Origin of the sequence: Nonomuraea sp. B10E15, from assembly GCF_039871615.1 — a bacterium.
Taxonomy (GTDB): domain Bacteria; phylum Actinomycetota; class Actinomycetes; order Streptosporangiales; family Streptosporangiaceae; genus Nonomuraea.
In genome coordinates this window covers 158534-182845 of sequence record NZ_JBDPMB010000009.1, presented here as the reverse complement: position 1 = coordinate 182845, position 24312 = coordinate 158534, and the positions used below count along the sequence as shown (strand labels likewise).

The following is a 24312-nucleotide window of genomic DNA, read 5'->3' as shown; positions in this document are numbered from 1 at the left end:
TCACATTCCTCACAGGGATGGATTCTGCAGCTTCTTGAGCTGTTCGAGCACGTCGGGGTTCTGGAGAGGGCGGGTGAAGCCCACCCGGTTGGTACGGGCCTGGTAGCTGGTGACCTTGATCGGCCCGCACAGCCGGCAGCGCGCCTCCAGCATCTTGCCCTTGGACACGACCAGGCCGACGTGGCCAGGGTTGTTCGCGGACGTGCCGGGACCGGAGTTGAAGAACACCAGGTCACCCGGCTGCTCGTCCCCTTCCTGGATCTTCACCCCGAACGGCCACTGCACGAACGTCGTACGCGGGATCACTAACCCCGCCGCCCGGTAGGCCGCGTAGATGACGCCCGAGCAGTCGAACGCGTCGGGCCCCGTGCCGCCCCACAGGTACGGCTTGCCGCGCTGGTCGAGCGCGTACTCGAGGATCTTGGCCACGACGTCGCTCGGCGCGGCCTCGATCAGCGGGTCGTCGCACTCCTCCGAGGCCTGCGGCGGCACCTTCACCTCGCCGGACCTGGCGTATTTCCTGGCGATCTCGACCACCTGGTCGACGTACCACCAGGCCCGGTTGTAGACGAACAGCGCCTGCCGCACGTTCTCCGGCGCGCCGTTGCGCTTGAGCATCTTCGCGGCGCCCAGGATGGCGTCGGCCGGGTTGTAGACGTCGCCCACGCCGTCGCCGTCGCCGTCGGAGGCGTAGCCGTTGAAGTCGGACGACATCGGGATCCTGGCCTTGCCGCCCCACGTGGAGATCAGGAACTGCATCGGCCCCGCCGCGCCCGCGTGGTTGGTGCCGTTCTTGACGCCGGGCAGGTCGGAGCGGCCGTGGTCGGTCTCGCGCTTGCCCACGGCGGCCAGGATGTTCCACTGCACGCCGATCTTCTTGCCGTGCTTCTTGTACAGCTCCAGGTATCTGCCGGGAATGTCGGAGGAGCCCGAGTCGGACACCTCCTCCACCTGCGTGTCGTCCTCGCAGTCGACGGAGCCGCCGCCGGAGATGAAGGACGGCAACGAGATCAGCAACATCGGCGAGACGATGACCGCCACCAGGATCAACGCCCCGGCGAGACCGATCACCAGGGCGAGACGCGTACCTTTCACTCCAGAATGTCCCCCTCCTGGCCCTCCGTCGACGGACGGAGGTCGAAGACCCGCCAGTCGGCTCCCTCCTGGCTCACCGTGACCGCGTACTCCTCGTTGTGCTGCTTGCCGCCGCTCTTCGCGGCGACCTGCCGGCTGGCGCTGATCACGAAGACGATGGAGGTCTTCTCGACCTGCCTGATCTCCTTCAGCCTGGCCGTGGCCGTGGAGACGATCTCGTCGTTGCGGTTCTGCTCGATGGTGCCCGCCGAGGAGAGCGTTCTGGTCAGCTCGTTGCCGAACTCGGCCGTCGTGTACGCCTTCAGCCGCGTCGCGTAGGCCGCCGGATCCTCGTCGTAACGGAACGTGCCGTACTCGGCGGTGAACCGCTCGGCCAGGTCCGCTGCCGCGGCGAGCTGCTCCTTCTGCATGGGCAGGTAGGAGTAGACGTCGAACGGCTCGGCGCTCGCGGTCGCCAGCGGCGTGCTCGAAGCCACCGGCGTGACGGCCGCGGGGGTCGCCTCAGGCGCGGGCTCCGCCTGCTCCTCCGAGGGCGGACCGATCGTCAGGTAGACGCCGACCGCGGCGACGACCACGACGATGACGGCGAAGGCCAGCCCGCGCCGGTCACCTGGCTGTGCCATCAGATCCTCCCGAGGGGACCGTCGCCAGAACCTCAGCCATTGTCGCCACCTCCGGATGGGATCGGCTTCGTGCTTTCAGGCATCGGTCAGGGCTTGGCCGTCGTCTCCCGCGCAAGCGGGGCGAGAAGCCGCTCCCTTCGGGGCGCGGAGCAGTCACATTCAGTCCTTGTCCGGGGAGTTCGGCTTGAGCCAGAACGGCACCGAGGGGCTGTCACCCCCGGAGCCGCCACCGTCGCTGCCGCTGCGCAGCCAGAGCGGTGGCGCCTCCGAGGAGCGGGACGACGACTCGCCGGAGCTGAAGATCCGGGAGCCCGCCTGGCCGCCGCGCGGCCTGGCCTGGCCTCCTCCGCCGCCGGACCGCGTCCTGCCGGAGCCGCCGGAACCGTTCGATCCGCCGAACAGCCCGCCGCCGGAACCGCGGGAACGTGTGCCGCCCGACCCGCCGAACCGGGACCCGCGCGAGCCGCCGGACGAGCCGTTACGCGAGCCGCCCGACGAGCCGCCGCGCCGCGCCCAGCCGCCACCGGACCCGCCGCCGAACCAGCCGCCGCCGGAGCCCGCGGACCCGCCGGAGCCCGCGCCCGCGCCGGCCGCGCCACCGGAGCCTCCAGGACCGCCGCCGGGCCTGGCGCCACCCGCCCCGCCGCGCGTGCGGGTGGGCGTGCCCAGATTGAGCGGCGGCGCCGTGCCCCTGCGTGGTTCGAGCGGCGCCCTGGTCGCCGCCTTGCCGCCCTGCTGGTCGGTGTCGAGGGGCGCCGCCGTGGCGGGCACGCGAGTGCCGGAAGGAGTGCCCTCGCCTTCCTCGGCGCGTACCCTCGCCTGCCCGGTCGCCGCCGTGGCCGCCGCACCCGCCGGGTTGGCCGCGGCCGCCGCCCTGATGACCGGCTCGGCCTTGCGCAGCCCCCAGCGTCCGATCCTGGCCGACGCGACCGGCGGCAGCGCGCCCGCGGACCGTTCGAGCACGGACGAGCTGGCCGCCTCGCCGAGCATGCGGGTGGTGACCGTGTGGCCGTTCAGCGAGGCGAACAGGTGCTGGAACGGGCGGCGGTAGAAGAACACCGCGATCGTCAGCAGGGCCATGAACAGCACCTGCAGCCCCCACGGCATGGCCGTGGAGATGATCAGCGCGTAGCCGTACACGAGCACGCTGAGCACGATCGTCAGCACGGCCTGTCTCAGCAGCGTGCCGACGAGCATCTCCACCCAGCGCATGGCGATGATCCGCCCGCTGCCCGGATGCACCCCGATGAGCAGGAAGATCGGCCCGAGGATGAGCAGCAGCAGGAAGCCCACCTTCAACACCAGCAGCGAGACCGCCACCAGGAAGATGAGCGTGCCGGCCACCAGCGCGGCGATGAACGCGCCGACGGCCACGCCTAGCCGGTTGGACCAGTCCCTGCCGGAGAAGACGGTGTAGCGGGGGTCGTTCCTCAGCTGGGAGGCCAGCTCCGCGTACTCCGACTGGCGGGCCCCCACGTCGGGGGCGGGCTGGCCGGCGACGGCGGGCGGGATCGACTGGATCTCCAGCATCTTGCGGCCGAAGTCGCGCACGATGGGCTGCTGCGGGTCGGCGGTGCCGAACTGGCCCACCAGCCACGGCTTGCAGACCAGCGTGGACCACAGCGCGTCGGCGTTCTGCTCGACGCCCGGCGTGCCGCCCTGACCGAAGCCGCCCGGCTTGAGCTCGGGATCGGCGTCGCCCGGAGGCGGCAGGCAGGACGCGCCGCCCGCGCCGGGCAGGCCGGAGAACGCCGAGTTGACGACCTCGCCGGTCTTGTCGGTGACCACCTTGCCGAGCCCGGTGAAGTCGCCGGGCCGGCTGAAGAACCAGACCGCGACGGTGACCGCCAGGACCATCCAGATCACGCCTTCGGCGGTCGTGGTGGCCCGCTTGCGGATCAGGCCGTACCAGGCCAGCCAGATCGCGCCGATGATCACGATCGGGCGGAGGAGCGGCCAGTACATCGCGTTGGCCAGGCTCGTGACGATGTCGTCGACCACGTCCTTGATCGACTGCAGCGGCCCTTCCGTCGCCGCCGCCTGGTACGTGGTGATCGTCAGCCGGTCGACGGCCTTCGCCGCGGTGAAGATGCCGTTGGCCCACATGTTGCCGAGCACGGCGACGTAGTCGGAACAGCCCAGCTCGTGGGTGTGCCAGAACTGGCCGCTCATCCCGAACTGGCCGTAGTTGGTGGTCGGAGCCTGCGCCCCGCCCTCGGGGGGCGGCGGCTGGATCATGCCGTCGGTGCCGCCGCCGATCACCTCGGGTGCGAGCGCGCCCGACAGGTCGCAGGGCGCCGCGGCCGCCGGGGCGGACACACCGCCCACCACGACGGGCACCACGAGCACGGCGGTGACGAGCGCGAACGCCAGCGCGAGTCGTCGGGATAGCCGGACCTTCATGACCGTACCTCCTGCGCTCTGCCCACGCCCCCCTGAAGATCATCATGCCCGTCGGCGACGGGTTTGTCGTGTGTGGGGTTCGTGTCGAGCCAACGGAGAAGTTCCTCGGAGATCAGGTCTACTCCGATACGGCCCGCCCTGCCATCCAGATCACGGAACACGCATTCACCGTTTCCCAGCGAGCGCAGCACGGCCTTGTGCTCTTCCGACTGCTCCACCCCGAGCAGGGACATGACGTGGTCCACCTCCACCCGTTCGGTGGACCTGAACGCGAAGACGGACGACAGGCAGTTGGTCACCTGCTCGTTCAGCAGGTCTCCCGCGTTCTGCGAGACCAGCACCAGAGCGGTGTTGCGGGAGCGGCCCATCCGGCTGACCTCGGGCACCAGCTTGGCGCCCTCCGGCGTGGAGGTGATCGCCCACGCCTCGTCCAGGAAGATCGCCTTGGGGGCGCGCCGGTCGAGGCCGTTCATCAGCCTGCGCGCGAACTGGGACACCAGGTAGAGCAGGGCCACCGACAGCCGCTGCTCGTAGGAGTAGTCGTCCCTGGTCGTGGCCACGTCGGGCAGCGTCAGCCCGCCCAGCGTGAACACGGTCGTCCACCCCTCCGTGTCGATCTGGTCGCCGCCGGAGGGGTCGAAACAGAGCCTGGCCAGGTGCATCTCCGACATGGAGCGCAGCACCGCGCCGAGGTTCTTCGACGCTGCGTCGCCGGCCTGCTCCAGGAAGTCGACGACCTTGCCCAGCGAAGGGTCGGGCGCGTTCGACACCGCGGCCACCGCCTGGATCATCGCCGACTCGCGCTCCTCCGACATGCGGGGCAGCAGCAGGCGCAGCGTCTCGGTGGCCATCGTCTTCTTCGCCGCGATGTCGTCGCCGAACGAGAACGGGTCGAGCAGCCCGGGCGCCGCCGACCCGAGCGGGATGATGCGCGCCTTACGCCCCCGCTTGTCGAGCAGCCGTACGAGCGACTCGGCGTCGCCCTTCGGGTCGATCACCGCGACCGTCACCCCGCGCAACGCCATCTGATAGATCATCAGCAGCGCGAGCGTCGTCTTGCCGCCGCCCGGCTCGCCGGTGATCGCGATGGCGGTCGGGCGGTTGCGGCTGGCCGCCAGCAGCGGGTCGAAGTGCACGATGCTGCGCGCCCTGCCCACCGTCTCGCCGATGTACGGGCCCAGCCAGCCCTCGCTGCCGTCGTCCAGCCGGTCGCCCAGGTCGACGGTCGCCGTGGCCATGCCGCCCGAGATCGTCCGCAGCGGCTGCCGCTGGGCATAGGCGTTGACCTGCACCTTCTCCCCCGGCAACGCCTCACGGAACAACGAGAACTGGTCGCCGGTCGAGTTGACCACGTCGATGCCCATGTCGCGGTAGTGCTCGACGACCGCCTCCACCCGCTGCACGCAGATGTCCTCGGTCGGGGCCGACACGATCAGGCGGTGCCAGCCGTACACGAACGGCAGCCGCTCCTTCGTGATGCCGTGCTCCAGCATCCTGGCCGCGTCGATCTGCTCCGCCAGCGCCAGCGGCGCCTCCGCGCCCGCCTCTCGAATGTGGTGGTCCATGTCACGGGCGTGCGCCAGCTTGCGCGCGACGTCCTTGGACGCCTTGACAGGCGGGATCAGCCGCATCCGCGACGAGATCTCCACGGGGAACGCGAGCTGGTCGGCGAAGTGCATCCACGGCTCGCCGTCGGGGAACGGCATGAGATCGGGGAAACGCGCGAACGACAGATGAGCCACGTACGAGTCGCCCTGCGGCTGCACGATCCGCAACAACGACCTGCCGTTGTGGATCTCGCCCTCCACCAGCGCCTCGATCTCGCCCCTGCCCCAGCGCCGCTTCGGGCTCGCCGACGGCGGCGGGTCGCCAAGGGCGCCCGCGGCCGCGTGCTGGAACAACCACGCCACCTCCACGGAGGTGGCGTGCCTGGCGTAGAGGGCGCTCGACGCGAGCGCCCTGCCCAGCCGCTCCGCCTGTTCCGTCCACCGCCCGATCTCGCTGTCGGGCACATGGTCGTCCTCCATGCCGAGAGACTTCTCGGTCTTCTGGTAGAAGCCGAGGAGCTGGCTGAGCACGCCGCTGCCGAGCTGCTTGCCGCGCGGCCCGAGCCGCACGCCGAGATAGACCTCCTTCGACCAGAAGTCCTTCGCCCAGACGTGCCGGTACATCTCCTCCAGGTAGTCGCGCCAGCCCGGCCCCTCGTCGGACGTGGCGTTGAGCGCCATGGCCCACTCCGCCGCGGGGTAGGTGCGGTGCGCGACCCTCAGGTGGACCTCGGCGTCGGGCATCCTGATCGCGGCCAGCGCGATCGTGATGTTGGTGGCCAGCGCCTCGCGCTCCTCAGGCGTGACGAACTCGTAGCTGACCGTCGGGAGTCTGAAGTACGCCCATGCGCAGGTGTCCGTGAGCAGGATGCGGTCGTCGAAATAGCGGACCGCGAGGCGCTGGTGCGCTCGTGATGCCCTGCTCATGCCGCCCCCTCAGCGCATGAACGGGCCAGGCCTGCTCGCTTGTTCACTTATCGCTCACCGATTCTCGTGCCCGGGGGGTCACTCGCCAACTCCTCCTCGCTGGGTCGGACGGTCTGTGCCTGTGCCGCGAAGCCCGCTATCACCACGCCCGCGAGGGCGAGGTAGGCTCGCCGCCCGGCCGCGCGCAACTGCCCCGGGTCGACGACCTCCGCACCGCCGGGCGCCAGATCGTCCTCCCAGGGGACCCTGACGATGGCCCGGCACCTGCCTCTGGCCACCGCCTCCGCCTGCTCGACGTCGGCCATCGAACGCCTGCTCACGCCGTTCACGACCATCACCGCACGCCTGCGCAGCTCCGCGCAGCCGTGCCCGTCGAGCCACTCGTACGTCATCGCCACCGCCTCGGACGCCTCCTCGCTCGCCGGCACCACGAGCACCAGCTGGTCGGCGTACGGCAGCACCCGTGCCGCCAGCGCCGCCGCCGGGTCGATGACGGCCAGCTTGTAGTGGCGGTCCAGCAGGCGCATCGACTCGCCCAGCCGGTGGTCGGAGAAGAGGGACCGGTCCGCCAGGCGTTGCTCGGCGCCGGCGTCGGTGTCCGCGCTGATCACCTCGAGCCCGGAGGCCGTCCTGGTGGTGTATCCGCGCATGGCGAGGTAGCCGCTGACCCGGTCGAGACCGGACAACAACGAGGTGAGCGTCTCGGGGGTCTCCAGCTCGATCTTGCTGGTCAGGGTGCTGCCGCCGGTGTTGGCGTCGACGGCCACCACCCTGTCGTCGCGGTAGCGGGCGAACGTGTGGCCGAGCATGAGCGCGGTCGTGCTCTGCCCGGCGCCGCCGGTGCAGCCCAGCACGACGACCCTGCGGCTGCCGCTGAACACGGCCCTCGCCCTGGCCTCGTCGATCTCGGAGCCGTCGGTGCGCACGCCACCTCCGCCGACGACCACCTGGGCGATCCGCCGCCACCCGCCGGAGTCGCGCCCGACCACCGACTCGACCCGGCGCACCCGGCCCTCACCCGGACGCGGCCCGGGCACCGGTGGCACCAGCTCGCCGCCCCGTCCGGGTTCGCTCCGCAACGGCGGCGCCTCCCGCCCCGCGGCCCCCTGACCGCCGCGCCCACCAGCCACCCGGGCGTCACGGGCACGCGCCGCAGGGGCGTCACGGTCGGCTGCCGTACCGGGCGCCGGCGCGTCGCGGTCACCGGCCGCGCCAGGTGCGGGCGCGTCGCGGCCGCCGGCCGTGGCGGGCGCCGGCGCGTCGCGCTCCCCTGCCACGTCGGATCCGGGCGCGTCGCGGCCCTCGCCGGTCGTCCTGCCCGGTCCGGGCCCGTCGACGGGGACCAGCGTCGGCCTCACCCGACGGCCCGCCGCCTGGCCCCGCGTCGAGGGCTGCGGGGTGCCTGGCGCTTCCCGTACGTCCGCGACCTGGCCGGAGGTGTTCCCCGCCTCTTCGTCCTTCGCGCTCCTGGACCCGACACCGACGGCGTCAGGCACGTCATGCGCGGCGTCACCCGCTCGCGGCGGGACGGCGGCCGGTGTGCCGTCTCCTGATCCCCTCGCGACGGCACACTCCGAAGGGCTGTCCGCCTCTTCGGAGACAGGGTCACCAGCGGCAACCGGCGGAACGTCAGCGGCCCCAGGCGCGTCACCTGCAGCGGCCGGGGGAACGTCGACGGCCTTCGCCGTGTCGGGCGCCGTAGGGACGGTTTCTGTGCGGTCGTCCTCTGTGGCGGAGGCTCCCACGCGGTCATCTCCTGCGTGAGCTGCCGTGGGAGTGGCTCTTGTGCGGTCGTCTCCTGCGGGAGCGGCTCCCGTGGAGGTGCCTGCCGCACGGTCGTCCGTGGGCGTTGCGGGGCGGGGCAGGGGCTTGACGTCGGGGTTGAGCGGCGGCCAGATCCGTTGCGTGCCCTTCAGCACCAGGGCCGGCCCCAGCCGGGGCGGCTGCCCCTTCCTGTGCTGATCGCGTGCGACCTCGTCCTCGTGCCGCCCGCCGTCCCGCCGCTGTCCCCCGTCGTGGCGCGCGCCGTCGCGCGCATCGTCACCGGCGTCGGGGCGCGCATCGTCGCGGACGTGCTCGGCCGGTGCGGGCTCCGGCGTCCCGGCAGGCGCGTCGGCGCTCGCCGCGAGCCTTCTCAACCTCCGCAGCGCCTCGGTGTCGATCGGCTTGCCGGCGACGGGCTTGCGGCTCTCCGCCGTCTTGATCGGGACGACCGCGTCCCGCGCGGCCCGCGCCTCGGCGTCCGTCTCGCCGAACGATGTACGCCTGTCACCGGGCTCGGGCGCGCCGGAGCCCGGTGACGGCACGGGCGAGCGGTCGTGACGGCGTTCAGCGCCGTCTGAGAGCCCCTTCTCGCGCCGGATCGCGCCTCCCGCGGTGCCGCGTGCCGGCGAGGGGGGCGCCTGGTGTGCCTGGGCCTTGAGCGCCGGCGCTGTGCCGCGGCGCGTGCCCCAGCCGGGACGCGCGCCCGGCTGCTCGCCCACCGGGGCCTGCGCGGCAGCGGCAGCGGCGGCGGCCACGACGGGCCGCACCTGGCGAGGCCCGGTGGTCCGCTGGCCCTCGCGCCTGCGCTGCGTCTGGCGGGCCTTGCGCGGCTTCTTCGCCTTGACCCTGGCGGGGGTGGCGCGCCAGACGCGAGCGGAGAACGTGACGGTCTCGGGCTCGGCGCCCGGTGCGAGGCGGTACCAGGCTCTGGGCTGGCCGAGGTAGCGGAGCTGGGACTCGAGCAGTTCGGTGAGCCGCTTGCCCTCGATGACGGGACGGGTGGACAACCACGTGACGATCCCGGGCGGGACGAGGAACAGCACGTGCCACGGCATCTCCACCGGCACGCCCACCAGGACCAGCAGGAGCGACCACGGAACGAACACCCCGACGAAGACGCCGATCCAGACGATCGGCAGCGGCATCGGCAGGCGAAGGTCGTAAAGCTTGTACAGCCGCTTCTCTATCCGCCAGATGTTCGTGTACGTGGGCAGGTCCACACGGCCCTCCTCTCGCCCGCTCGTTCATGACCGCCGGGGAGCGGTCTCAACCCTTACGTGATGCCCAGCGCGCCCGCGATCGCCTTCGCCGTCACCTCGATGATGTTGGGAACGTAGAAGATCACTCCGATGGCCACGGCCAGGATGAGGAACTGCACGAACCGCGTGATCTCGCGGGTGAAGAGGAAGAACAGCGCGACCACGGAGACGACGACCAGGAACAGCGGCGCGAAGAACGCGCGCAGGAAGTCGGCGAGCCCTCCGGTGTCGATGCCGGTCGACACCGGTGTCGGCGTCATCTCGATCAAGGTGAGCAGTACGGTCTTATAGGTCACTTCTTGTCCTCCCGGGGGGTACCGATCAGCAGCGTGGCCATGCCCTAATCAGCGACCCGGCCGGCGCCGCGGATATCGGCGACGAACCACTTGTCGCCCTGCTTCTCGACGGTCAGGCGATAGGCCTGCTCCAGACGCCCGCCGGCCGCCGCCGGGTCGGTGGAGTCGGGAGTGGGCGGGGCGTCGCCGTTCGGCACCGTCCACACCACCACCGCCTGGATCTCTCTGGTGGCACCCCCCACAGGCACCACGACTTCCTTGAGCTCCGCGAAGGTGAAGGCGCCGCCGAAGCTCGGCAGGCTCTTGCCTGCGGCGACGTAGCGCTGCAGCCCGGCGGCGTCACCGTCGGCGTAGTCCTTGAAGAAGCCCTCCAGCTGCGGCTTGAGCTCTGCCGCGGCCGCGTCGTCGGTTTCGGGCTTGGCCACCTGGGGGAGGTCGGCCGGGGCCGGGGCGGGCAGGATCGCCGGACGCCCTGAGACGACGAACCTCTCTCCGGCGTCGTCGCCGGAGAAGTAGATCGGGACCGACACCATCATCCTGCGCGGGCCGGTCTGGAAGGCCACGCTCACCACCGCGTTGTGGGCGTCGGCCGCCTCGATGTCGTAGGCCTGGATGGCGACGGCCGCCAGCTTGCCGAAGCCGTCCCAGCCCATTTGCGGGTCCATGCCCTGGGCCAGGAACGCGGCGAGTTTGCTGGATCTGCTCGCCGCGTCGTCGGGGTTGAAATTCAGGTAGACGCCCGCGAACTGGGCGGCGAATGCCATGCCTCGCTCGGCGGGGAATCCATGGTGCTCCTGCACCGCACCATTGGGCGCGGCAACCTCCTGCTGGGTAAACCTCTCAAATGGGGCACGAATCCCATTCACCACGACAACCACAATAAGTGCCCAGAGAATGATGCGGCCGGTCCATACCAGCCACCGCCCGCCGCCGCCCGACCAGCCGCCGCGCCGGGGCCGGCGAGGCGGCGGCGCGTCGAAGTCGTCCGTGTCGAGGCGCGCGGAAAGCTCGGGCTCGCCAGCGATCCGAGGATCGTGCTGGACGGTAGACCTACGAGCCATCACGCCTCCGCTCGCGCCGATCCCCCCGGCTGGCGCGGTGTCGTCCGTTGCCGATCCCCATCATCCGCGGTGAAGTAGTCACCCTATCCGGTCTCCGCCATTGTTCCAGGAAAGCCACGCCCATGCTGCGGCATGACCGTCCTCACGGCAAACCGGGCCCGCATGACAGGCCCCAGACCCGATTCCAGTGAGTTCCCGGCGTAAACGGCTTTTGACCAGGCCAAACGCCTAAAAACGCATAGCGCGGCGGCCACGGATTCCTGTCCAAATCGCGCATGGACTCTCGCGACCTGCGGATTCGGCATAGGTCACGAACGGAGGCGGAGCGTCAGGCGGGCTCAGGATCCTGAGACGAGTGCGACCGGCGCCTGCTGTCCAGGTCGACGACCGTCGGCTGCACCGCCCGCTCCAGGGAGCCGCGGAGATCGGCCAGCATGCCCGCGGGGCCCTGCTCGCGCATGCGGGTCACCATCTCGTTGCGCTCGTCGACCTTTCTGCGGAGGTACGCCTCGCGGTTGACACGCAGGCCGTACATGAGCTCGACCCTGATCAGGGCCAGCTCCTCCTCGAGGCTGATGCCCGTGAGCGTGGGTGCGGGGCGTCGTTTCCGGATGATGCGACGGATCATGAGGGTCTCCCGAGTCAGCGTGAACGCCGTGACGATTCGACGCGCGGACGCCCGCAGAGGTTGACGCATCAGTCGTCCCGGGATCAGACGTCCGATCCTTTCCCGGGACCGTCCGGTCAGACGTTGAAGCGGAACTCCACCACGTCACCGTCGCGCATGACGTAGTCCTTGCCCTCGATGCGGGCCTTGCCCGCGGACCTGGCGTTGGCGATGGAGCCCGCCTCGACCAGCTCGTCGAAGGAGACGATCTCGGCCTTGATGAAGCCGCGCTGGAAGTCGGTGTGGATCACGCCGGCCGCCTCCGGCGCCGTGGCGCCCTTGCTGATCGTCCAGGCCCTGGTCTCCTTCGGGCCTGCCGTCAGGTAGGTCTGCAGGCCGAGCGTCTCGAAGCCGACCCTGGCCAGCTGGCGCAGGCCCGACTCCTCCTGGCCGACCGACTGCAGCAGCTCAAGAGCCTCCTCCTCGTCGAGCTCGACCAGCTCGGACTCGATCTTGGCGTCGAGGAAGACGGCCTCGGCCGGCGCGACCAGCGTGGACAGCTGCTCCCTGAGCGCCGCGTCGGCCAGCTCGTCGGAGTCGAGGTTGAACACGTACAGGAAGGGCTTGGCCGTCAGCAGGTGCAGCTCGCGCAGCTCGTCGCGGTCGAGACCGCTCTCGAAGATGGTCTTGCCGGTCTCCAGCACCCTCAGGGCGCCCTCCGCGGCCTCGAGCGCGACCTTCTTGTCCTTGTTGTTGCGCGCCTCCTTCTGCAGGCGCGGGACGGCCTTCTCGACCGTCTGCAGGTCGGCCATGATCAACTCGGTGTTGATGGTCTCGATGTCGCGCTTGGGGGAGATCTCGCCGTCGACATGGGTGACGTCGGGGTCGTTGAAGACCCGGATGACCTGGCAGATCGCGTCGGTGTCGCGGATGTTGGCGAGGAACTGGTTGCCCCTTCCCTGCCCCTCGGAAGCCCCCTTGACCAGCCCGGCGATGTCGACGAACTCGACCTTGGCGGGCAGGATGCGGGCCGAGCCGAAGATCTCGGCCAGCTTGGGCAGGCGGTCGTCGGGCACGCCCACGATGCCCACGTTGGGCTCGATCGTGGCGAACGGGTAGTTCGCCGCGAGCGCGTTGCCGGACTTGGTCAGCGCGTTGAAGAGCGTGGACTTGCCGACGTTGGGCAGGCCGACGATGCCGATGGAGAGACTCACGGACGTCGAGTTTACTTGCTCAGCACGTCCAGACAGGTCACCGGGCGCGGGGCGGAGGCCGAGCGCAGGTAACGCTCGGAGCGCGCCGGGCAGTCCTTCGCGGCCGACTCGAACGACAGCACCCTGGCCCACGCCCGGGCCGAGCCGCAGGTCACCCGGGTGACGTCCGAGCGGTCGGCCACCCGGCCCGGCGGCCGCGCCACGCACGCGCCCCGGTCGAGCACCTGTCCGCCAGGGCCCAGGCAGACCGTCCTGATGCCGCTGCCGAGGGTGTCCAGGGTGTCCTCGGGGCAGGCTGCGGCGTCCGGCGTGATCGCGACGGCTCTGCCGTACCAGCCGGACCGGGCGCACGGCCGCTCGCGGCCGTCGTGCGCCACGCAGTCGCCCGCCCTGAGCAGGCCGCCGCCACCGCCGGGGGCGCCGGGGTGCGGGTCGAGGAAGTTGCGTACGCACGCCGTACGGCCCGGCCCGACGCGCAGGACGTCGTCGGTGTCCTCGGGGCAGTCGCCCGGACCCGGCGGGTCGGGAGCGATGGCCACCACCTCGGAGACGCCGCCGTTGCACGGGGTCAGCGCGAAGTCGCCGGTGACGCACGCGCCCGGCGACCAGCGCAGCGCGGCAGGCCCCGGCGTCCGCTCGGGCCGCGAGCTCCTCGCCGCGCCGGCGATGACGGCCCCGGCCAGCGCGACCAGCGCCACCGCCACCGAGACGCCCACCACCACCTGCTTCGCGAGCGTGTCCATCCCACTACTCTCGGCGACGAGAGTCTCCGCGCACAAGCGGAACGCCCAAGCGTGTCGGGGAGATCCGCGCCCGGGAGTCCTGCAATCATCGATGAAGTGGATGTCATCTCGCTTCTCACAGGTCTCGCCGTCGGGCTGCTCATCGGTTTCCTCGTCGCCAGGACACGCGCGGCGGTGCGGGTGGCCGAGGCCGACGCCCGGGCGAGGTCGGCCGCGGAGAAGCTGGTCTACGTCGAGGAGCAGCTCGCCGAACGCTTCCAGGCCCTGTCCACGCGCGCGCTCGACGTCAACAACGTGCGCTTCCTGGAGCTGGCCGAGACCAGGCTCGCCGCCAGCCGCGCCGAGGCCACCGGCGACCTGGAGCAGCGCAGGCAGGCCGTCGAGCACCTGGTCGAGCCGCTGAAGGACGCGCTGTCCCGGGTCGAGTCGCAGCTGCGCGACACCGAGTCGGGCCAGCGCGCCGCGCGTGCGGAGCTGGCCAAGCAGATGGAGTTCGTACGCCAGAGCCACGAGCAGCTGCGTTCCCAGACCACCGCCCTGGTCAGGGCCCTGCAGCGGCCCGAGGCGCGCGGCCGGTGGGGTGAGCTCCAGCTGCGCAGGGTCGCCGAGATCGCCGGGATGCAGCGCTACTGCGACTTCGACGAACAGGTCGCCGAGGGCTCCATGCGGCCCGACATGGTCGTCAGGCTGGCCGGCGGCAAGAACATCGTGGTCGACTCCAAGGTGTCGCTGGCGGCCTACCTGGAGGCCGCGGAGGCATCCGACGAGTCGCTCGCCACGGTCAGGCTCGACGCGCACGCCAGGCACGTGCGCGAGCACATCGACCGGCTGGCCGCCAAGTCCTACTGGCAGGGGTTCAACCCGTCGCCGGAGTTCGTCGTGCTGTTCATCCCCGGCGAGGCGTTCCTGGCGCCCGCCCTCGAACGCGACCCCGGGCTGCTGGAATACGCCATGACGCGGCGGGTGCACATCGCCACGCCGACGACGCTGATCACGATGCTGCGCACCGCGCACTACGCCTGGCAGCAGGCGGCGCTCAGCGAGAACGCGCGGGCGGTGTTCGAGCTGGGCAAGGAGCTGTACGAACGGCTCTCGACCCTGGGCAGGAACGTCGACTCGCTCGGCAGGGCGCTGACGCGGGCCGTGGAGGCGTACAACAAGTCGGTCGGATCGCTCGAAAGCCGCGTGCTGGTCACCGCGCGCAAGCTGCACGATCTGGGCGTCGTCGACGGCGACCTCGACTCCCCCGAGATGCTCGAAGGGCTGCCCAGGCCCCTCGCCTCACCCGAACTGCTCGAAACCGCTTCTCAGCCAACCTCGTCACTGATTTCGCACCCGAACGGTAAGTTGGCCAACGGGTCGCAGTAGACGGGGGTGGGCCAGTGGCCGGGAAAGGCAGGCGTTCGGCGGTCAAGCTGACCGCGCGCGGCGCCATCGCGCTCTCCCTGGTCGCCACCCTCGCGGGCTACGTGCTGACCGCCCTGCTCGACGTCCCCCACCTGGTGGGCGGTGCGTTCGTCGTGGCCAGCCTGCTGGGCGTGCTGCTCGTCAACCGGCGCGAGCTGCTGTCACTGGTGGTGACGCCGCCGCTGGTGTTCTTCTGCGCCACGCTCTTCGTCGAGCTCGGCCGGGCGTTCGGCTCGGTGTCGATCGTGCAGTCGCTGGCGCTCGGGCTCTACACGTCGCTGACGCAGGGGGGGCCGTGGTTGTTCGCCGGCTCGGCCGCCGTGCTGGGCGTCGCGTGGCGGCGCGGGCTGCGGGACAACGTACGCGACCTGCGTGAGGAGCTGAAGGCGGGCGCGGAGGTGCCGCGCCCGCGCCAGCCGTTCGTGCCCGAGCCGGAGGGCTACTTCGAGCCGAAGGTGTACGGCACGCCGCGCGGCGACGACTGAGACAGGTTCCGATCGCCCCGCGTCATGAGACCCGCAGGTCCTTGCGCAGCTCGTGGGGCAGGGCGAAGCGCATGCGCTCGTCGACCGGCTGCACCTCCGTCACGTCGCCGAACCCGTGCTCGGCCAGCCGTGCCAGCACCCCGTCCACGAGCTCTTCGGGAACGGACGCGCCGCTGGTCACACCGACCGTGGTGACGCCGTCGAGCCACTCGTCACGGATGAACGTGGCGTCGTCGACGAGGTAGGCGGCCTCGGCGCCGTAGTCTTTCGCCACCTCGACCAGCCGCTTGGAGTTGGAGGAGTTCTCCGAGCCGACCACGATGACCAGCTGCGAGTCGGCGGCGATCTCCTTGACCGCGACCTGCCGGTTCTGGGTGGCGTAGCAGATGTCGTCGCTCGGCGGGTCGATCAGCGTGGGGAAACGCTCCTTGAGCCGGGCGACCGTCTCGGTGGTCTCGTCGACCGACAGCGTGGTCTGCGACAGCCACACGAGCTTGCTCGGGTCTTTCACCTGCACCTTGTCGACCGCGTCGAGCCCGTCGACCAGCTGGATGTGGTCGGGCGCCTCGCCGGAGGTGCCCTCGACCTCCTCGTGGCCCTCGTGCCCGATCAGCAGGATGTCGTAGTCCTGGCCCGCGAACCGCTTCGCCTCGTTGTGCACCTTGGTGACCAGCGGGCAGGTGGCGTCGATGGTGCGCAGCCGGCGGGCTCTGGCCTCCTCGTGCACGACGGGCGCGACGCCGTGGGCGGAGAACACGACGATCTCGCCCTCCGGCACCTCCTCGGTCTCCTCGACGAAGATGGCACCCCTGGCCTCGAGCGTCTTGACGACGTGGGTGTTGTGGACGATCTGCTTGCGCACGTAGATCGGCGCGCCGTACTGCTCCAAAGCCTTCTCGACCGCTACCACGGCTCGATCGACTCCGGCGCAGTAGCCACGTGGTTTGGCTACGAGGACTCGGCGGGAAGTGGGGGTCTGGGGCTCCATACTTCTTATGCTACGTGGAGCGGCCAGTAGGCCCGCGCGTGCGTGGCCGCCCGCGGTTTGCCACACTGGCCGTCCAATACTGACCTCCCAGGGAGACGTACATGTCCCTCAGCGACGTGATACGCAACATCGCCAAAACCGTTACCAACAAGGACGAGCTCAAGGAGAAGGCCAAGGACCTGCCGCTTCTCGTCGCCCAGACCGCGCTCAGCGCCGCCGGGCAGGCGATGCTGCTCGTCGACCGGGTGAAGAACTCCGTCAGGGGCTCGGGCGAGAAGGAGGAGCAGGACTCCCGCCCCGCCGTCGACCAGCTCGCCGCGCCCGCCGCGGAGGACGAGGAGAAGCCCGCCCGCAAGGAGCCGGTCATCTTCGCCCCTCGCCCGGGGGCCGCCGAGCCGAACGGCACCGGCAAGAGCAGGCCCGACCCGGTCATCTTCGCCCCGGCCGGCAAGACGGAGCCCGCCACCGCTGAGCCCGCCGAGCCCGCCGAGCCCACGGGCAAGGCCGCGGAGACCAAGCCCGCGGAGGCGAAGGCTGCGGAGGCGAAGCTCGCCGAAGCCAAGCCCGCGGAGGCGAAGCTCGCCGAAGCCAAGCCCGCGGAGGCGAAGGCTCCGGAGGTCAAGCCCGCCGAAGCCAGGACCGCGCAGGCAGCGGCGGCACCCGCCACGCCCGAGGCCGCGGAGCCCGCCGTCGAGGACAAGCCGGCGGTCACGGAGGAGCCCGCCGTCGCGGAGAGGGCCGCCGCCGCGAAGCCTGCCGCGAAGCCGAAGGCGACGCAGGCCAAGCCCAAGGCCGCGAGGAAGCCCGCCGCCAGGAAGTCCGCCGCCAAGGAGCCCGCCGCGGCGCCCGAGCCCGTGACGGCCCCGGTGACCGACCTGGCCGAGCCGCTGCCCGGCTACGCGGAGCTGACCGTCGCCTCCCTCCGCGCGAGGATGCGCGGAAAGACCGCCGAGCAGATCAGCGCCTTCCTGGCCTACGAGCGGGCGACGACGGCCAGGGCCGAGGTCATCCGCATGTTCGAGAACCGCCTCGCCAAGCTGCAGGCCGGCGACTAGCGGGGAAGAAACGTCCGGCCGCGGGAAGCGAGCCTCCCCGCCGCGTAGTCTTCCGCCATGACCTCGAAGACCTCGCCCGAGTCACCCTTGCCGATCCGCACTGTCCTGCAGATGGTGGGCGGCTGGATCGGCAGGCTCGGCACCGTCTGGGTCGAGGGCCAGATCACCGACCTGAGCGCCCGCGGCGGCACGGTGTTCATGACCCTGCGTGACCCGGTCGCCAACGTGTCGGCCAGGGTCACTGCCCCTCGCGGGGTCTATGAGGCGGCCATGCCGAGACCGGCCGACGGCGCCAGGGTGGTCGTGCACGTCAAGCCCGACTTCTGGGTCAACAGAGGATCGTTCGCCTTCACCGCGATGGAGATCCGCCCGGTCGGCGTGGGCGAGCTGCTGGCCAGGCTCGAACGCCTCAGGCAGCTGCTGGCCGCCGAGGGGCTGTTCAACGCCGACAGGAAGCGGCGGCTGCCCTTCCTGCCCGGCACGATCGGGCTCATCTGCGGCCGCGACTCGGCGGCCGAGCGCGACGTGCTGGAGAACTCCCGCAGGCGCTGGCCCGCCGTGCGGTTCAAGGTCGAGGAGGTGGCCGTCCAGGGACCGTACGCGGTGGGCGAGGTGACCGAGGCACTGGGCAGGCTCGACGCCGACTCCTCCGTCGACGTGATCGTCATCGCCCGGGGCGGCGGCTCGCTGGAGGATCTGCTGCCGTTCTCCGACGAGACGCTGGTGCGCTCCGTGGCCTCCTGCCGCACCCCGGTGGTGAGCGCGATCGGCCACGAGCAGGACAGCCCGCTGCTCGACCTGGTGGCCGACGTACGCGCCTCCACGCCCACCGACGCGGCCAAGAAGGTCGTGCCCGACGTCGGCGAGCAGCTCACGCTGGTGCGCCAGCTGCGCGACCGGGGCCGGCGGGTGCTGAGCGGCTGGCTCGACCGCGAGATGTCATGGCTGACGTCGGTACGGTCCCGGCCGTCACTGGCCGATCCCGTACGCGAGCTCGAACGGAGGGCCGAGCAGGTGGACGCGCTGCGCGAGCGCGCCAGGCGGTCGTTGACCGGTTCGCTCGACCGGGCGTCCGACGACCTCACCCACCTGCGTGCCCGGCTGGTCGCGCTGTCGCCGGCCGCCACCTTGGAGCGCGGCTACGCCATCGTGCAGCACCCGTCCGGTGACGTGGTGCGCCGGGCGAAGGACGTCTCCCCCGGCACCGTGCTGACGATCCGCCTCACGGACGACCGCCTGACCGTGCGCACGGAGGAGCCCGATGAGACCTGACCTGAGGTCCGGCGAATGAAGGTCACGAAGTTCACGCACGCCTGCGTACGCGTGGAGCATGAGGGGCGCAGGCTGGTCATCGACCCGGGGACGTGGACCGAGCCCTCCGCTCTGGACGGCGCGGACGCGGTGCTGGTCACGCACGAGCACGGCGACCACGCTGACGTGCTGCGGCTGCTGGGGGCGGGTGTGCGGGTGTACGCGCCGGGCGGGGCCGAGCTGGGGCGGCTGCCGTACACACCGGTGAGCGCCGGTGAGGAGCTCTCGGTGGCGGGCTTCCACGTGCGGGCCTGCGGTGGGCGGCACGCGCCGGTCTATGACGGTCTGCCCGACTGTGCCAACATCGGCTACCTCGTCGAGCACGCCCTCTACCATCCCGGAGACTCGCTGCACGTGCCGCAGGAGCCGGTGGAGACGCTGCTGGTGCCGTTGCAGGCGTCGTGGCTGAAGACGGCCGAGGTGATCGACTTCGTACGCGCGGTGCGGGCGCGGCGGGCGTACGGGATCCATGACGCCCAGGTCAACGAGAGAGGGCTGGCGAGCGTGAACGGGTGGCTGGCCCAGGAGACCGGCCCCGGCTACCGCTGGCTGCCTCCGGGCGGAACGCTGTAGCCGCGCCTGACCACCGTGGCCAGCCGGCCCAGGCCGGCCTTGATCTCCTCGATCGTCATGCCGCGCTCTTCCTGCTGGAAGGCGATCAGGCGGGCGTTGGCGGGCGCGAGGAGCGCGTCGGCCAGGAACGCCGGGTCAGCCGCAGGGCAGGCCTGGGCGAGCAGCGTGGCCAGGTGGACGTGGTGCACCCGGTACGGCCCGCCGTACCGGATGGTCTTGCCGCACTTCTCCAGCTGCACGAACAGCCCGTGCTGGGCCACGACCCGGTCGACCAGAGCGTCCAGGAACGCGGTGATCCGTTCGGCGGCGGGGGCGCCGGGCCCGAGCGGCGGCGGCCCGGCGAGGAAGGATTCCTGGAACTGCCGCTCCTGGTCGTCGATCAGGGCCAGGACGAGCCCGGTGCGGTCGCCGAAGCGCCGGTAGACGGTGCCGACGCCGACGCCGGCGACGCGGGCCACCTCGTCGAGCGAGATGTCGTCCGCGCCGTGTTCGGCGATCATCCGGGCGGCCACCTCGATGATCTTCCGTCGGTTACGGGCGGCGTCGGCCCGTTCCGGCTGGGGCTGCCCGATCACGGGCAGGATTCGGCGTCCGCACACGGGGGGAGCATACAGCTTGTAAACGGAGAACTCTCCGATTAATCTTCGAACCGGAGATCTCTCCGATTCCCTGAGGAGCCGTGATGACGGATTTCAACCAGCAGGTCATAACCGAGTTCCGCGCCAACGAGGGGCGGGTCGGGGGCATGTTCGAGGGGGCGCCGCTGCTGCTGCTCACCACCACGGGAGCCAAGAGCGGCAAGCAGAGCACCACCCCGTTGATGTACCTGCCGGACGGCGACCGCCACGTCGTCATCGCGTCCGCCGGCGGCGCCGACAAGCACCCGGCGTGGTACCACAACCTGCGCGCCACCCCCAAGGCCACCATCGAGGTCGGCGCGGACACGTTCGAGGCCAGTGCCGTCGCCGTGGAGGGCGAGGAACGCGACCGGCTCTACGCGCGGATGGTGGCGCAGGCACCCCAGTTCGCCGAGTACGAGGCCAAGACCACCCGCCGCATCCCGGTGGTCGTCCTCGTGCCGGCCGGCTCCTGACGCTCCTGAACCGCGACCGGCCACCAGGCCCCGGACCGGCCGCGGCAGGAACGGCAGCGGGTCCCGCCGCAGGCGGAAGGCGCCGGCCCGGCCGCAGCAGCCTTGCGGCGGTCGGGCACAAGGGGGGCGCGGCGGGCCCGCAGCCAGGACGGCGGTGCGGCGATCGCGCCGCACCGCCCAGCCACCAGGCGTGCCGGCGGGTCGGAACGTGGCGTCGCCCGACGTGGGCGGGTCAGAACGGGGCGTCGCCCGCGTCGTCCGACGTCGGATCGGAGCGGCGGGCCATGGCCGCGGCGAGCTTGACCCGGGCCCCCTGCAGCCACTCCTCGCAGACGGCGGCCAGCTTCTCGCCCCGCTCCCAGAGCTCGATCGACTGCTCCAGCGTGAGCCCGCCGGTCTCCAGGCGGCGCACCACCTCGGTCAGCTCCTCGCGGGCCTGCTCATATGAGGGTGCCTTCTCGTCTGCCACGGCACCCACCCTAGACGCGACGGCGCGTGCCCGGGCGCAGGCGCGTACCCGCACGCGAGCGGCAAAGCATGCCCTGGCGGGCGCGAGTCAACCCTGAGGGCGTTGCTGGAGGAGGGCGGCCAGCTCGGCCAGCTCGGGCCAGCCGGCGGTGCCGGTGATCACCAGGGTCACGTCGGGCAGCATCCGCACCAGGGTGCGCTGGTTCTTGTCCTCGCGGAAGCGCTGCTCCCACGTGACCCCGCCGATCTGCTGCGTGCCCACGGCCTTGTCGCTGTTGGCCATGCGGCTCGCGAACCCGGCGGGCGGCTTCTCGTCGCTCTGCGCGAACATCGCGTGCTCCCGCTCGGCGGTGGCGTAACCGAGGTAGAGGACCTTGGCGCCGCCCGTGCCGGCGGCGATCCGGTTGCTGTTGGGCACCCATCCGGCCGGGTCGTTCCGCGGCGCCCACACGCCATAGGGCACCTCGTGGCCGAAGTTGGCGACGGTGATGGAGTAGTCGAGCCGGGGGATGTGCTCATCGCGGCTCTGCGGGGTGACCAGCAGGAACACCCCGGCTCCCACCAGGCAGACCAGCAGGGCTACCGCGTAGCCGTAGAAACCTTCGGTGAACCGTCGCACACCTGGCGAGGTTACCCGCTGGACGAGGCGGTCGCCGAAGTGGCCGGGCGGATCTGGCCGATGATGGCGAGGGCGTCCTCGGCCAGGCCCCGGTCGCCTGACCGTACGACCTCGGACACGGCCGCGGCCAGCGCCCCCGTGATCACCACGACCAGCGCGCCTTCGTCCTCGAACAGGGTGGCGTTGAGCTGCGCCCACTTGCGGAGCCGGTCGCGCATGATGACGTCGAAGCCGGGCGGGCCGTCGCCGCGCAGGAAGAGCGCGGCCAGCTCGCGCTCCTCCAGGCAGCCCTCCAGATAGGCGCGGGCGGCACTCACGAACACGCGCATCGGGTCGGTCTCGCCGCCCGCGCGGGCCGCGCGGGCGGCCAGCTTGGTGCGCTGCGACAGCCCGGCCTGGAACTCCTCCCACAACGTGAGGTAGAGGTCGGCCTTGCCGGAGAAGTGGTGGTAGAGGCTGCCCACGCTGGCCTCCGCCCTGGCCACCACGTCGGTCACGCCCGCCTCCGCGAAGCCCTTGGAGACGAAGACCTCCCTGGCTGCGGCCAGCAGCGAGCTGCGTGTGGCCGCGCCCCGCTCGGACGTGCGCGACTGGGCCACCACGTTTTCCACATCGCTCATTCGGATCTCCTCCACGGCGAGGCGCCATCCTGCCCACGGCGGAGGCGGGACCTCCGGCGCGGGACCCGTTCTCCGGCAGGCAGAACGACCAGTCGAAGCTTACCGAGGCCGCCTTCTCCCCGCTTCTGGGCAGAGGAGCAATGTCGACAGGGCAGATTATCCCGCCCGGAGCGGAAATATGGCGGCAACTACGATCGACGTAGAGGTTCCACGAGGAGGCCACGCATCATGTCCGACGAGACGTCCGTACCGGCCCAGCTCGCCACGGGCGAGCACGCCCCCGATCGCAACCTGGCGATGGAGCTCGTCCGGGTCACGGAGGCCGCCGCGATGGCGGCGGCCCGCTGGGTCGGCCGGGGAGACAAGAACGGCGCCGACGGCGCGGCGGTGAACGCCATGCGCCAGCTGATCAACACGGTGTCGATGAACGGCGTGGTGGTCATCGGCGAGGGCGAGAAGGACCACGCCCCGATGTTGTTCAACGGCGAGCAGGTCGGCGCCGGCAGCGGCCCGGCCTGCGACGTGGCCGTCGACCCCATCGACGGCACCAGGCTGACGGCGCTGGGCATGCCCGACGCGGTGTCGGTGATCGCCGTGAGCGAGCGCGGCTCGATGTACGACCCGTCCGCGGTGTTCTACATGGAGAAGCTGGTCACCGGCCCCGAGGCGGCCGGCGTGGTCGACATCGAGGCCCCCGTGTCCGCGAACATCAACGCGGTGGCCAAGGCCAAGCACTGCTCGCCGTCCGACGTGACCGTGGTGGTGCTCGACCGGCCCAGGCATGAGCGGCTGGTCAAGGAGATCAGGGAGACGGGCGCGCGGATCAAGTTCATCACCGACGGTGACGTGGCCGGCGCGATCATGGCGGCCCGTTCCGGTACGAACATCGACCTGATGCTGGGCATCGGGGGCACGCCCGAGGGCATCGTGGCGGCGTGCGCGCTCAAGTGCCTGGGCGGCGTGATCCAGGGCCGGCTCTGGCCCCGCGACGACGCCGAGCGGAGCAGGGCGGTCGACGCCGGGCACGATCTCGGCCAGGTGCTCACCACCAGCGACCTGGTCAGGTCGGACGACGTGTTCTTCGCGGCGACCGGCATCACGCACGGCGAGCTCATGCAGGGCGTGCGGTTCAGGGCCGGCTCGGCGGTGACGGAATCGCTGGTCATGCGAGGCCGGTCGGGGACGATCCGCAAGATCGAGAGCGAGCACCAGCTCTGGAAGCTGCGCGCGTACAGCGCGATCAACTTCGACACCGCGGGCTGAGGCGGCGGGCCCGGCGCCGATGGGGCGCGGTCAGCGGCGGCGCTTGCGGCGGGGTGGCTCCTTGACCTTGACCTCGCCGGCGAAGTTGGTCGTGCGCACCTCGACGACGGGCCCGCCCGGCTCCGTCGGCTGCTTGGTCAGCCGGACGGTCTTGTCCCTGGCGACCCTGATCACCTCGAGCCCTTCGGGCACGTGGATCTCCAGCCCGCCGAAGACGAGGGTGGCGTTGATGATGATCCGCCGGTTCTGCAGGATCGCGTCACGGAAGTCGAGTTTGGTCGTGCCGAACATGGCCGTCACGGCGAGCTCGGCGGGCACGACCCAGCGCCCGCCGCGCTGCTCCTTCTTGAAGATGGCCGACACCGGACGGTCGTCGAGGTTGAGCGGCTGGTCCTCGGCGGGCAGCAGGTCGGCGGTGAGCGAGGCCAGCTCGCCGAGCGTGCGCGAGGAGTAGAGCACGCCGAGCCGTTCCTCCAGCTCCTCCAGGGAGAGCCGGCCGTCGGCGTGGGCGTCCTGGAGGACCTGGGCGATGCGCTCCCGGTCGGCGTCGGACGCGCGTAGCTCGTGCGGCTGCGGTGCGTCGCCGGACGCCGGCGGGCGGCGGGCCGACACCCACTCCTCGGCCAGCCGCTCTCCCACTTCCTGCAGCTTGGGCAACCACGATCCAGCGCGTTCGTTCACACTTCTGACGATATCTGGCGCTCGCTGGATGCGCTCGTCCCGAACCGGTCCGCCTCAGCCGATTCGCGCCGGGGAGGCGACGATCTCCCCGGCCAGGTCCTCGTTCGTCTCGGCGTGGCGGAAGGCGGCGCCCTGGGGGGCAAGCCTCGAGAAGTTCGCCCCGCGCGGAATCCGTGCGCGCCCCCGGCCGTTGATCAGGCGTAGGAGGTG

The 24312-nt window shown here is 71.2% G+C and carries 23 protein-coding genes; 7 read left to right on the top strand and 16 right to left on the bottom strand.

Translation table 11 applies throughout. The annotated features are described in order from the left end of the window. Positions 1 to 9: 9 nt before the first annotated feature. The 10 genes from ABGB14_RS25435 to ABGB14_RS25390 form a co-directional block, all read right to left on the bottom strand. On the bottom strand, positions 10 to 1095 hold the full coding sequence (locus ABGB14_RS25435; RefSeq protein ID WP_347646326.1) for an NlpC/P60 family protein: 1086 nt from the start codon (positions 1093 to 1095) through the stop codon (positions 10 to 12). Further along, positions 1092 to 1718: a hypothetical protein gene (locus ABGB14_RS25430; protein WP_347646325.1), complete on the bottom strand. Its 627-nt coding sequence runs from the start codon at positions 1716 to 1718 to the stop codon at positions 1092 to 1094. The genes ABGB14_RS25435 and ABGB14_RS25430 overlap by 4 nt, the downstream gene beginning before the upstream one ends. Positions 1719 to 1877: 159 nt before the next feature. Then, positions 1878 to 4121: a type IV secretion system protein gene (locus ABGB14_RS25425; protein WP_347646324.1), complete on the bottom strand. Its 2244-nt coding sequence runs from the start codon at positions 4119 to 4121 to the stop codon at positions 1878 to 1880. Beyond that, positions 4118 to 6595 carry an ATP-binding protein gene (locus tag ABGB14_RS25420; RefSeq protein ID WP_347646323.1) on the bottom strand — a complete coding sequence of 826 codons (2478 nt, stop codon included), beginning with the start codon at positions 6593 to 6595 and terminating at the stop codon, positions 4118 to 4120. The genes ABGB14_RS25425 and ABGB14_RS25420 overlap by 4 nt, the downstream gene beginning before the upstream one ends. A gap of 47 nt (positions 6596 to 6642) precedes the next feature. Further along, positions 6643 to 9579 carry a TcpE family conjugal transfer membrane protein gene (locus ABGB14_RS25415; RefSeq protein WP_347646322.1) on the bottom strand — a complete coding sequence of 979 codons (2937 nt, stop codon included), beginning with the start codon at positions 9577 to 9579 and terminating at the stop codon, positions 6643 to 6645. A 53-nt stretch (positions 9580 to 9632) separates the two neighbouring features. Further along, positions 9633 to 9878 (bottom strand): hypothetical protein, encoded by a 246-nt coding sequence (locus ABGB14_RS25410; RefSeq protein ID WP_246091063.1) that lies wholly within the window; start codon positions 9876 to 9878, stop codon positions 9633 to 9635. Positions 9879 to 9958: 80 nt separating this feature from the next. Then, the gene (locus ABGB14_RS25405; protein WP_347646463.1) at positions 9959 to 10975 is read right to left on the bottom strand and encodes a conjugal transfer protein; all 1017 of its coding nucleotides are present in this window, start codon (positions 10973 to 10975) and stop codon (positions 9959 to 9961) included. Positions 10976 to 11303: 328 nt separating this feature from the next. Then, positions 11304 to 11603, bottom strand: coding sequence for a hypothetical protein (locus ABGB14_RS25400; protein WP_347646321.1), 300 nt, complete (start codon positions 11601 to 11603; stop codon positions 11304 to 11306). A gap of 116 nt (positions 11604 to 11719) precedes the next feature. After that, positions 11720 to 12796 (bottom strand): redox-regulated ATPase YchF, encoded by a 1077-nt coding sequence (gene ychF / locus ABGB14_RS25395; protein WP_347646320.1) that lies wholly within the window; start codon positions 12794 to 12796, stop codon positions 11720 to 11722. 11 nt (positions 12797 to 12807) lie between these two features. Further along, positions 12808 to 13539, bottom strand: coding sequence for a hypothetical protein (locus tag ABGB14_RS25390; RefSeq protein ID WP_347646319.1), 732 nt, complete (start codon positions 13537 to 13539; stop codon positions 12808 to 12810). Between the two features lie 87 nt (positions 13540 to 13626). On the opposite strand from ABGB14_RS25390, the gene rmuC reads away from it, so the two are divergent. Both rmuC and ABGB14_RS25380 read left to right on the top strand, forming a co-directional pair. Beyond that, positions 13627 to 14907, top strand: a complete 1281-nt coding sequence (gene rmuC, locus ABGB14_RS25385) for a DNA recombination protein RmuC (protein WP_347646462.1) — start codon at positions 13627 to 13629, stop codon at positions 14905 to 14907. A 14-nt stretch (positions 14908 to 14921) separates the two neighbouring features. Further along, complete coding sequence (locus tag ABGB14_RS25380) at positions 14922 to 15431, top strand: DUF6542 domain-containing protein (protein ID WP_347646318.1); 510 nt, start codon at positions 14922 to 14924, stop codon at positions 15429 to 15431. Positions 15432 to 15453: 22 nt separating this feature from the next. Here the strand turns inward: ABGB14_RS25380 and ABGB14_RS25375 are convergent, their stop codons facing one another. Continuing rightward, on the bottom strand, positions 15454 to 16419 hold the full coding sequence (locus ABGB14_RS25375) for a 4-hydroxy-3-methylbut-2-enyl diphosphate reductase (protein WP_347646317.1): 966 nt from the start codon (positions 16417 to 16419) through the stop codon (positions 15454 to 15456). A gap of 101 nt (positions 16420 to 16520) precedes the next feature. Between ABGB14_RS25375 and ABGB14_RS25370 the strand changes: the two genes are divergently transcribed. Genes ABGB14_RS25370 through ABGB14_RS25360 form a run of 3 tightly spaced genes read left to right on the top strand, consistent with a single transcriptional unit; the run spans position 16521 to position 19358 of the window. Beyond that, the gene (locus ABGB14_RS25370; protein WP_347646316.1) at positions 16521 to 17474 is read left to right on the top strand and encodes a hypothetical protein; all 954 of its coding nucleotides are present in this window, start codon (positions 16521 to 16523) and stop codon (positions 17472 to 17474) included. 57 nt (positions 17475 to 17531) lie between these two features. Continuing rightward, positions 17532 to 18746 (top strand): exodeoxyribonuclease VII large subunit, encoded by a 1215-nt coding sequence (gene xseA / locus ABGB14_RS25365; protein ID WP_347646315.1) that lies wholly within the window; start codon positions 17532 to 17534, stop codon positions 18744 to 18746. A gap of 15 nt (positions 18747 to 18761) precedes the next feature. Continuing rightward, on the top strand, positions 18762 to 19358 hold the full coding sequence (locus tag ABGB14_RS25360) for an MBL fold metallo-hydrolase (RefSeq protein ID WP_347646314.1): 597 nt from the start codon (positions 18762 to 18764) through the stop codon (positions 19356 to 19358). Here ABGB14_RS25360 and ABGB14_RS25355 read toward each other — a convergent pair. Further along, a complete protein-coding gene (locus ABGB14_RS25355) occupies positions 19325 to 19957 on the bottom strand; it encodes a TetR/AcrR family transcriptional regulator (protein WP_347646313.1) in 633 nt (210 codons plus the stop codon). The genes ABGB14_RS25360 and ABGB14_RS25355 overlap by 34 nt on opposite strands. 83 nt (positions 19958 to 20040) lie before the next feature. Here ABGB14_RS25355 and ABGB14_RS25350 point away from each other — a divergent pair, with 83 nt between their 5' ends. Further along, positions 20041 to 20451 carry a nitroreductase family deazaflavin-dependent oxidoreductase gene (locus ABGB14_RS25350; RefSeq protein WP_347646312.1) on the top strand — a complete coding sequence of 137 codons (411 nt, stop codon included), beginning with the start codon at positions 20041 to 20043 and terminating at the stop codon, positions 20449 to 20451. Positions 20452 to 20683: 232 nt separating this feature from the next. Here ABGB14_RS25350 and ABGB14_RS25345 read toward each other — a convergent pair whose 3' ends face one another. The 3 genes from ABGB14_RS25345 to ABGB14_RS25335 all read right to left on the bottom strand — a co-directional run bounded on the left by ABGB14_RS25345 (position 20684) and on the right by ABGB14_RS25335 (position 22158). Next, a complete protein-coding gene (locus ABGB14_RS25345; protein ID WP_132512172.1) occupies positions 20684 to 20920 on the bottom strand; it encodes an exodeoxyribonuclease VII small subunit in 237 nt (78 codons plus the stop codon). Between the two features lie 87 nt (positions 20921 to 21007). After that, positions 21008 to 21538: a DUF4245 domain-containing protein gene (locus ABGB14_RS25340; RefSeq protein ID WP_347646311.1), complete on the bottom strand. Its 531-nt coding sequence runs from the start codon at positions 21536 to 21538 to the stop codon at positions 21008 to 21010. 11 nt (positions 21539 to 21549) lie between these two features. Then, entirely contained in the window at positions 21550 to 22158 is a 609-nt protein-coding gene (locus ABGB14_RS25335) for a TetR/AcrR family transcriptional regulator (RefSeq protein WP_347646310.1), read from the bottom strand. A 228-nt stretch (positions 22159 to 22386) separates the two neighbouring features. On the opposite strand from ABGB14_RS25335, the gene glpX reads away from it, so the two are divergent. After that, positions 22387 to 23421, top strand: a complete 1035-nt coding sequence (gene glpX / locus ABGB14_RS25330; RefSeq protein ID WP_347646309.1) for a class II fructose-bisphosphatase — start codon at positions 22387 to 22389, stop codon at positions 23419 to 23421. Positions 23422 to 23451: 30 nt separating this feature from the next. Here glpX and ABGB14_RS25325 read toward each other — a convergent pair whose 3' ends face one another. Further along, positions 23452 to 24102: a DUF1707 domain-containing protein gene (locus tag ABGB14_RS25325; RefSeq protein ID WP_347646308.1), complete on the bottom strand. Its 651-nt coding sequence runs from the start codon at positions 24100 to 24102 to the stop codon at positions 23452 to 23454. Positions 24103 to 24312: the final 210 nt, after the last annotated feature.

Coding starts and splice junctions, on each gene's coding strand:
- ABGB14_RS25370 (WP_347646316.1), top strand. CDS start 16,521: ATGTCCCTCAGCGACGTGATACGCAACATCGCCAAAACCGTTACCAAC.
- ABGB14_RS25390 (WP_347646319.1), bottom strand. CDS start 13,539: ATGGACACGCTCGCGAAGCAGGTGGTGGTGGGCGTCTCGGTGGCGGTG.
- ABGB14_RS25430 (WP_347646325.1), bottom strand. CDS start 1,718: ATGGCACAGCCAGGTGACCGGCGCGGGCTGGCCTTCGCCGTCATCGTC.
- ABGB14_RS25360 (WP_347646314.1), top strand. CDS start 18,762: ATGAAGGTCACGAAGTTCACGCACGCCTGCGTACGCGTGGAGCATGAG.
- ABGB14_RS25335 (WP_347646310.1), bottom strand. CDS start 22,158: ATGAGCGATGTGGAAAACGTGGTGGCCCAGTCGCGCACGTCCGAGCGG.
- ABGB14_RS25420 (WP_347646323.1), bottom strand. CDS start 6,595: ATGAGCAGGGCATCACGAGCGCACCAGCGCCTCGCGGTCCGCTATTTC.
- ABGB14_RS25410 (WP_246091063.1), bottom strand. CDS start 9,878: ATGACGCCGACACCGGTGTCGACCGGCATCGACACCGGAGGGCTCGCC.
- ABGB14_RS25425 (WP_347646324.1), bottom strand. CDS start 4,121: ATGAAGGTCCGGCTATCCCGACGACTCGCGCTGGCGTTCGCGCTCGTC.
- ABGB14_RS25375 (WP_347646317.1), bottom strand. CDS start 16,419: ATGGAGCCCCAGACCCCCACTTCCCGCCGAGTCCTCGTAGCCAAACCA.
- ABGB14_RS25350 (WP_347646312.1), top strand. CDS start 20,041: ATGACGGATTTCAACCAGCAGGTCATAACCGAGTTCCGCGCCAACGAG.
- xseA (WP_347646315.1), top strand. CDS start 17,532: ATGACCTCGAAGACCTCGCCCGAGTCACCCTTGCCGATCCGCACTGTC.
- ABGB14_RS25400 (WP_347646321.1), bottom strand. CDS start 11,603: ATGATCCGTCGCATCATCCGGAAACGACGCCCCGCACCCACGCTCACG.
- glpX (WP_347646309.1), top strand. CDS start 22,387: ATGTCCGACGAGACGTCCGTACCGGCCCAGCTCGCCACGGGCGAGCAC.
- ABGB14_RS25405 (WP_347646463.1), bottom strand. CDS start 10,975: ATGGCTCGTAGGTCTACCGTCCAGCACGATCCTCGGATCGCTGGCGAG.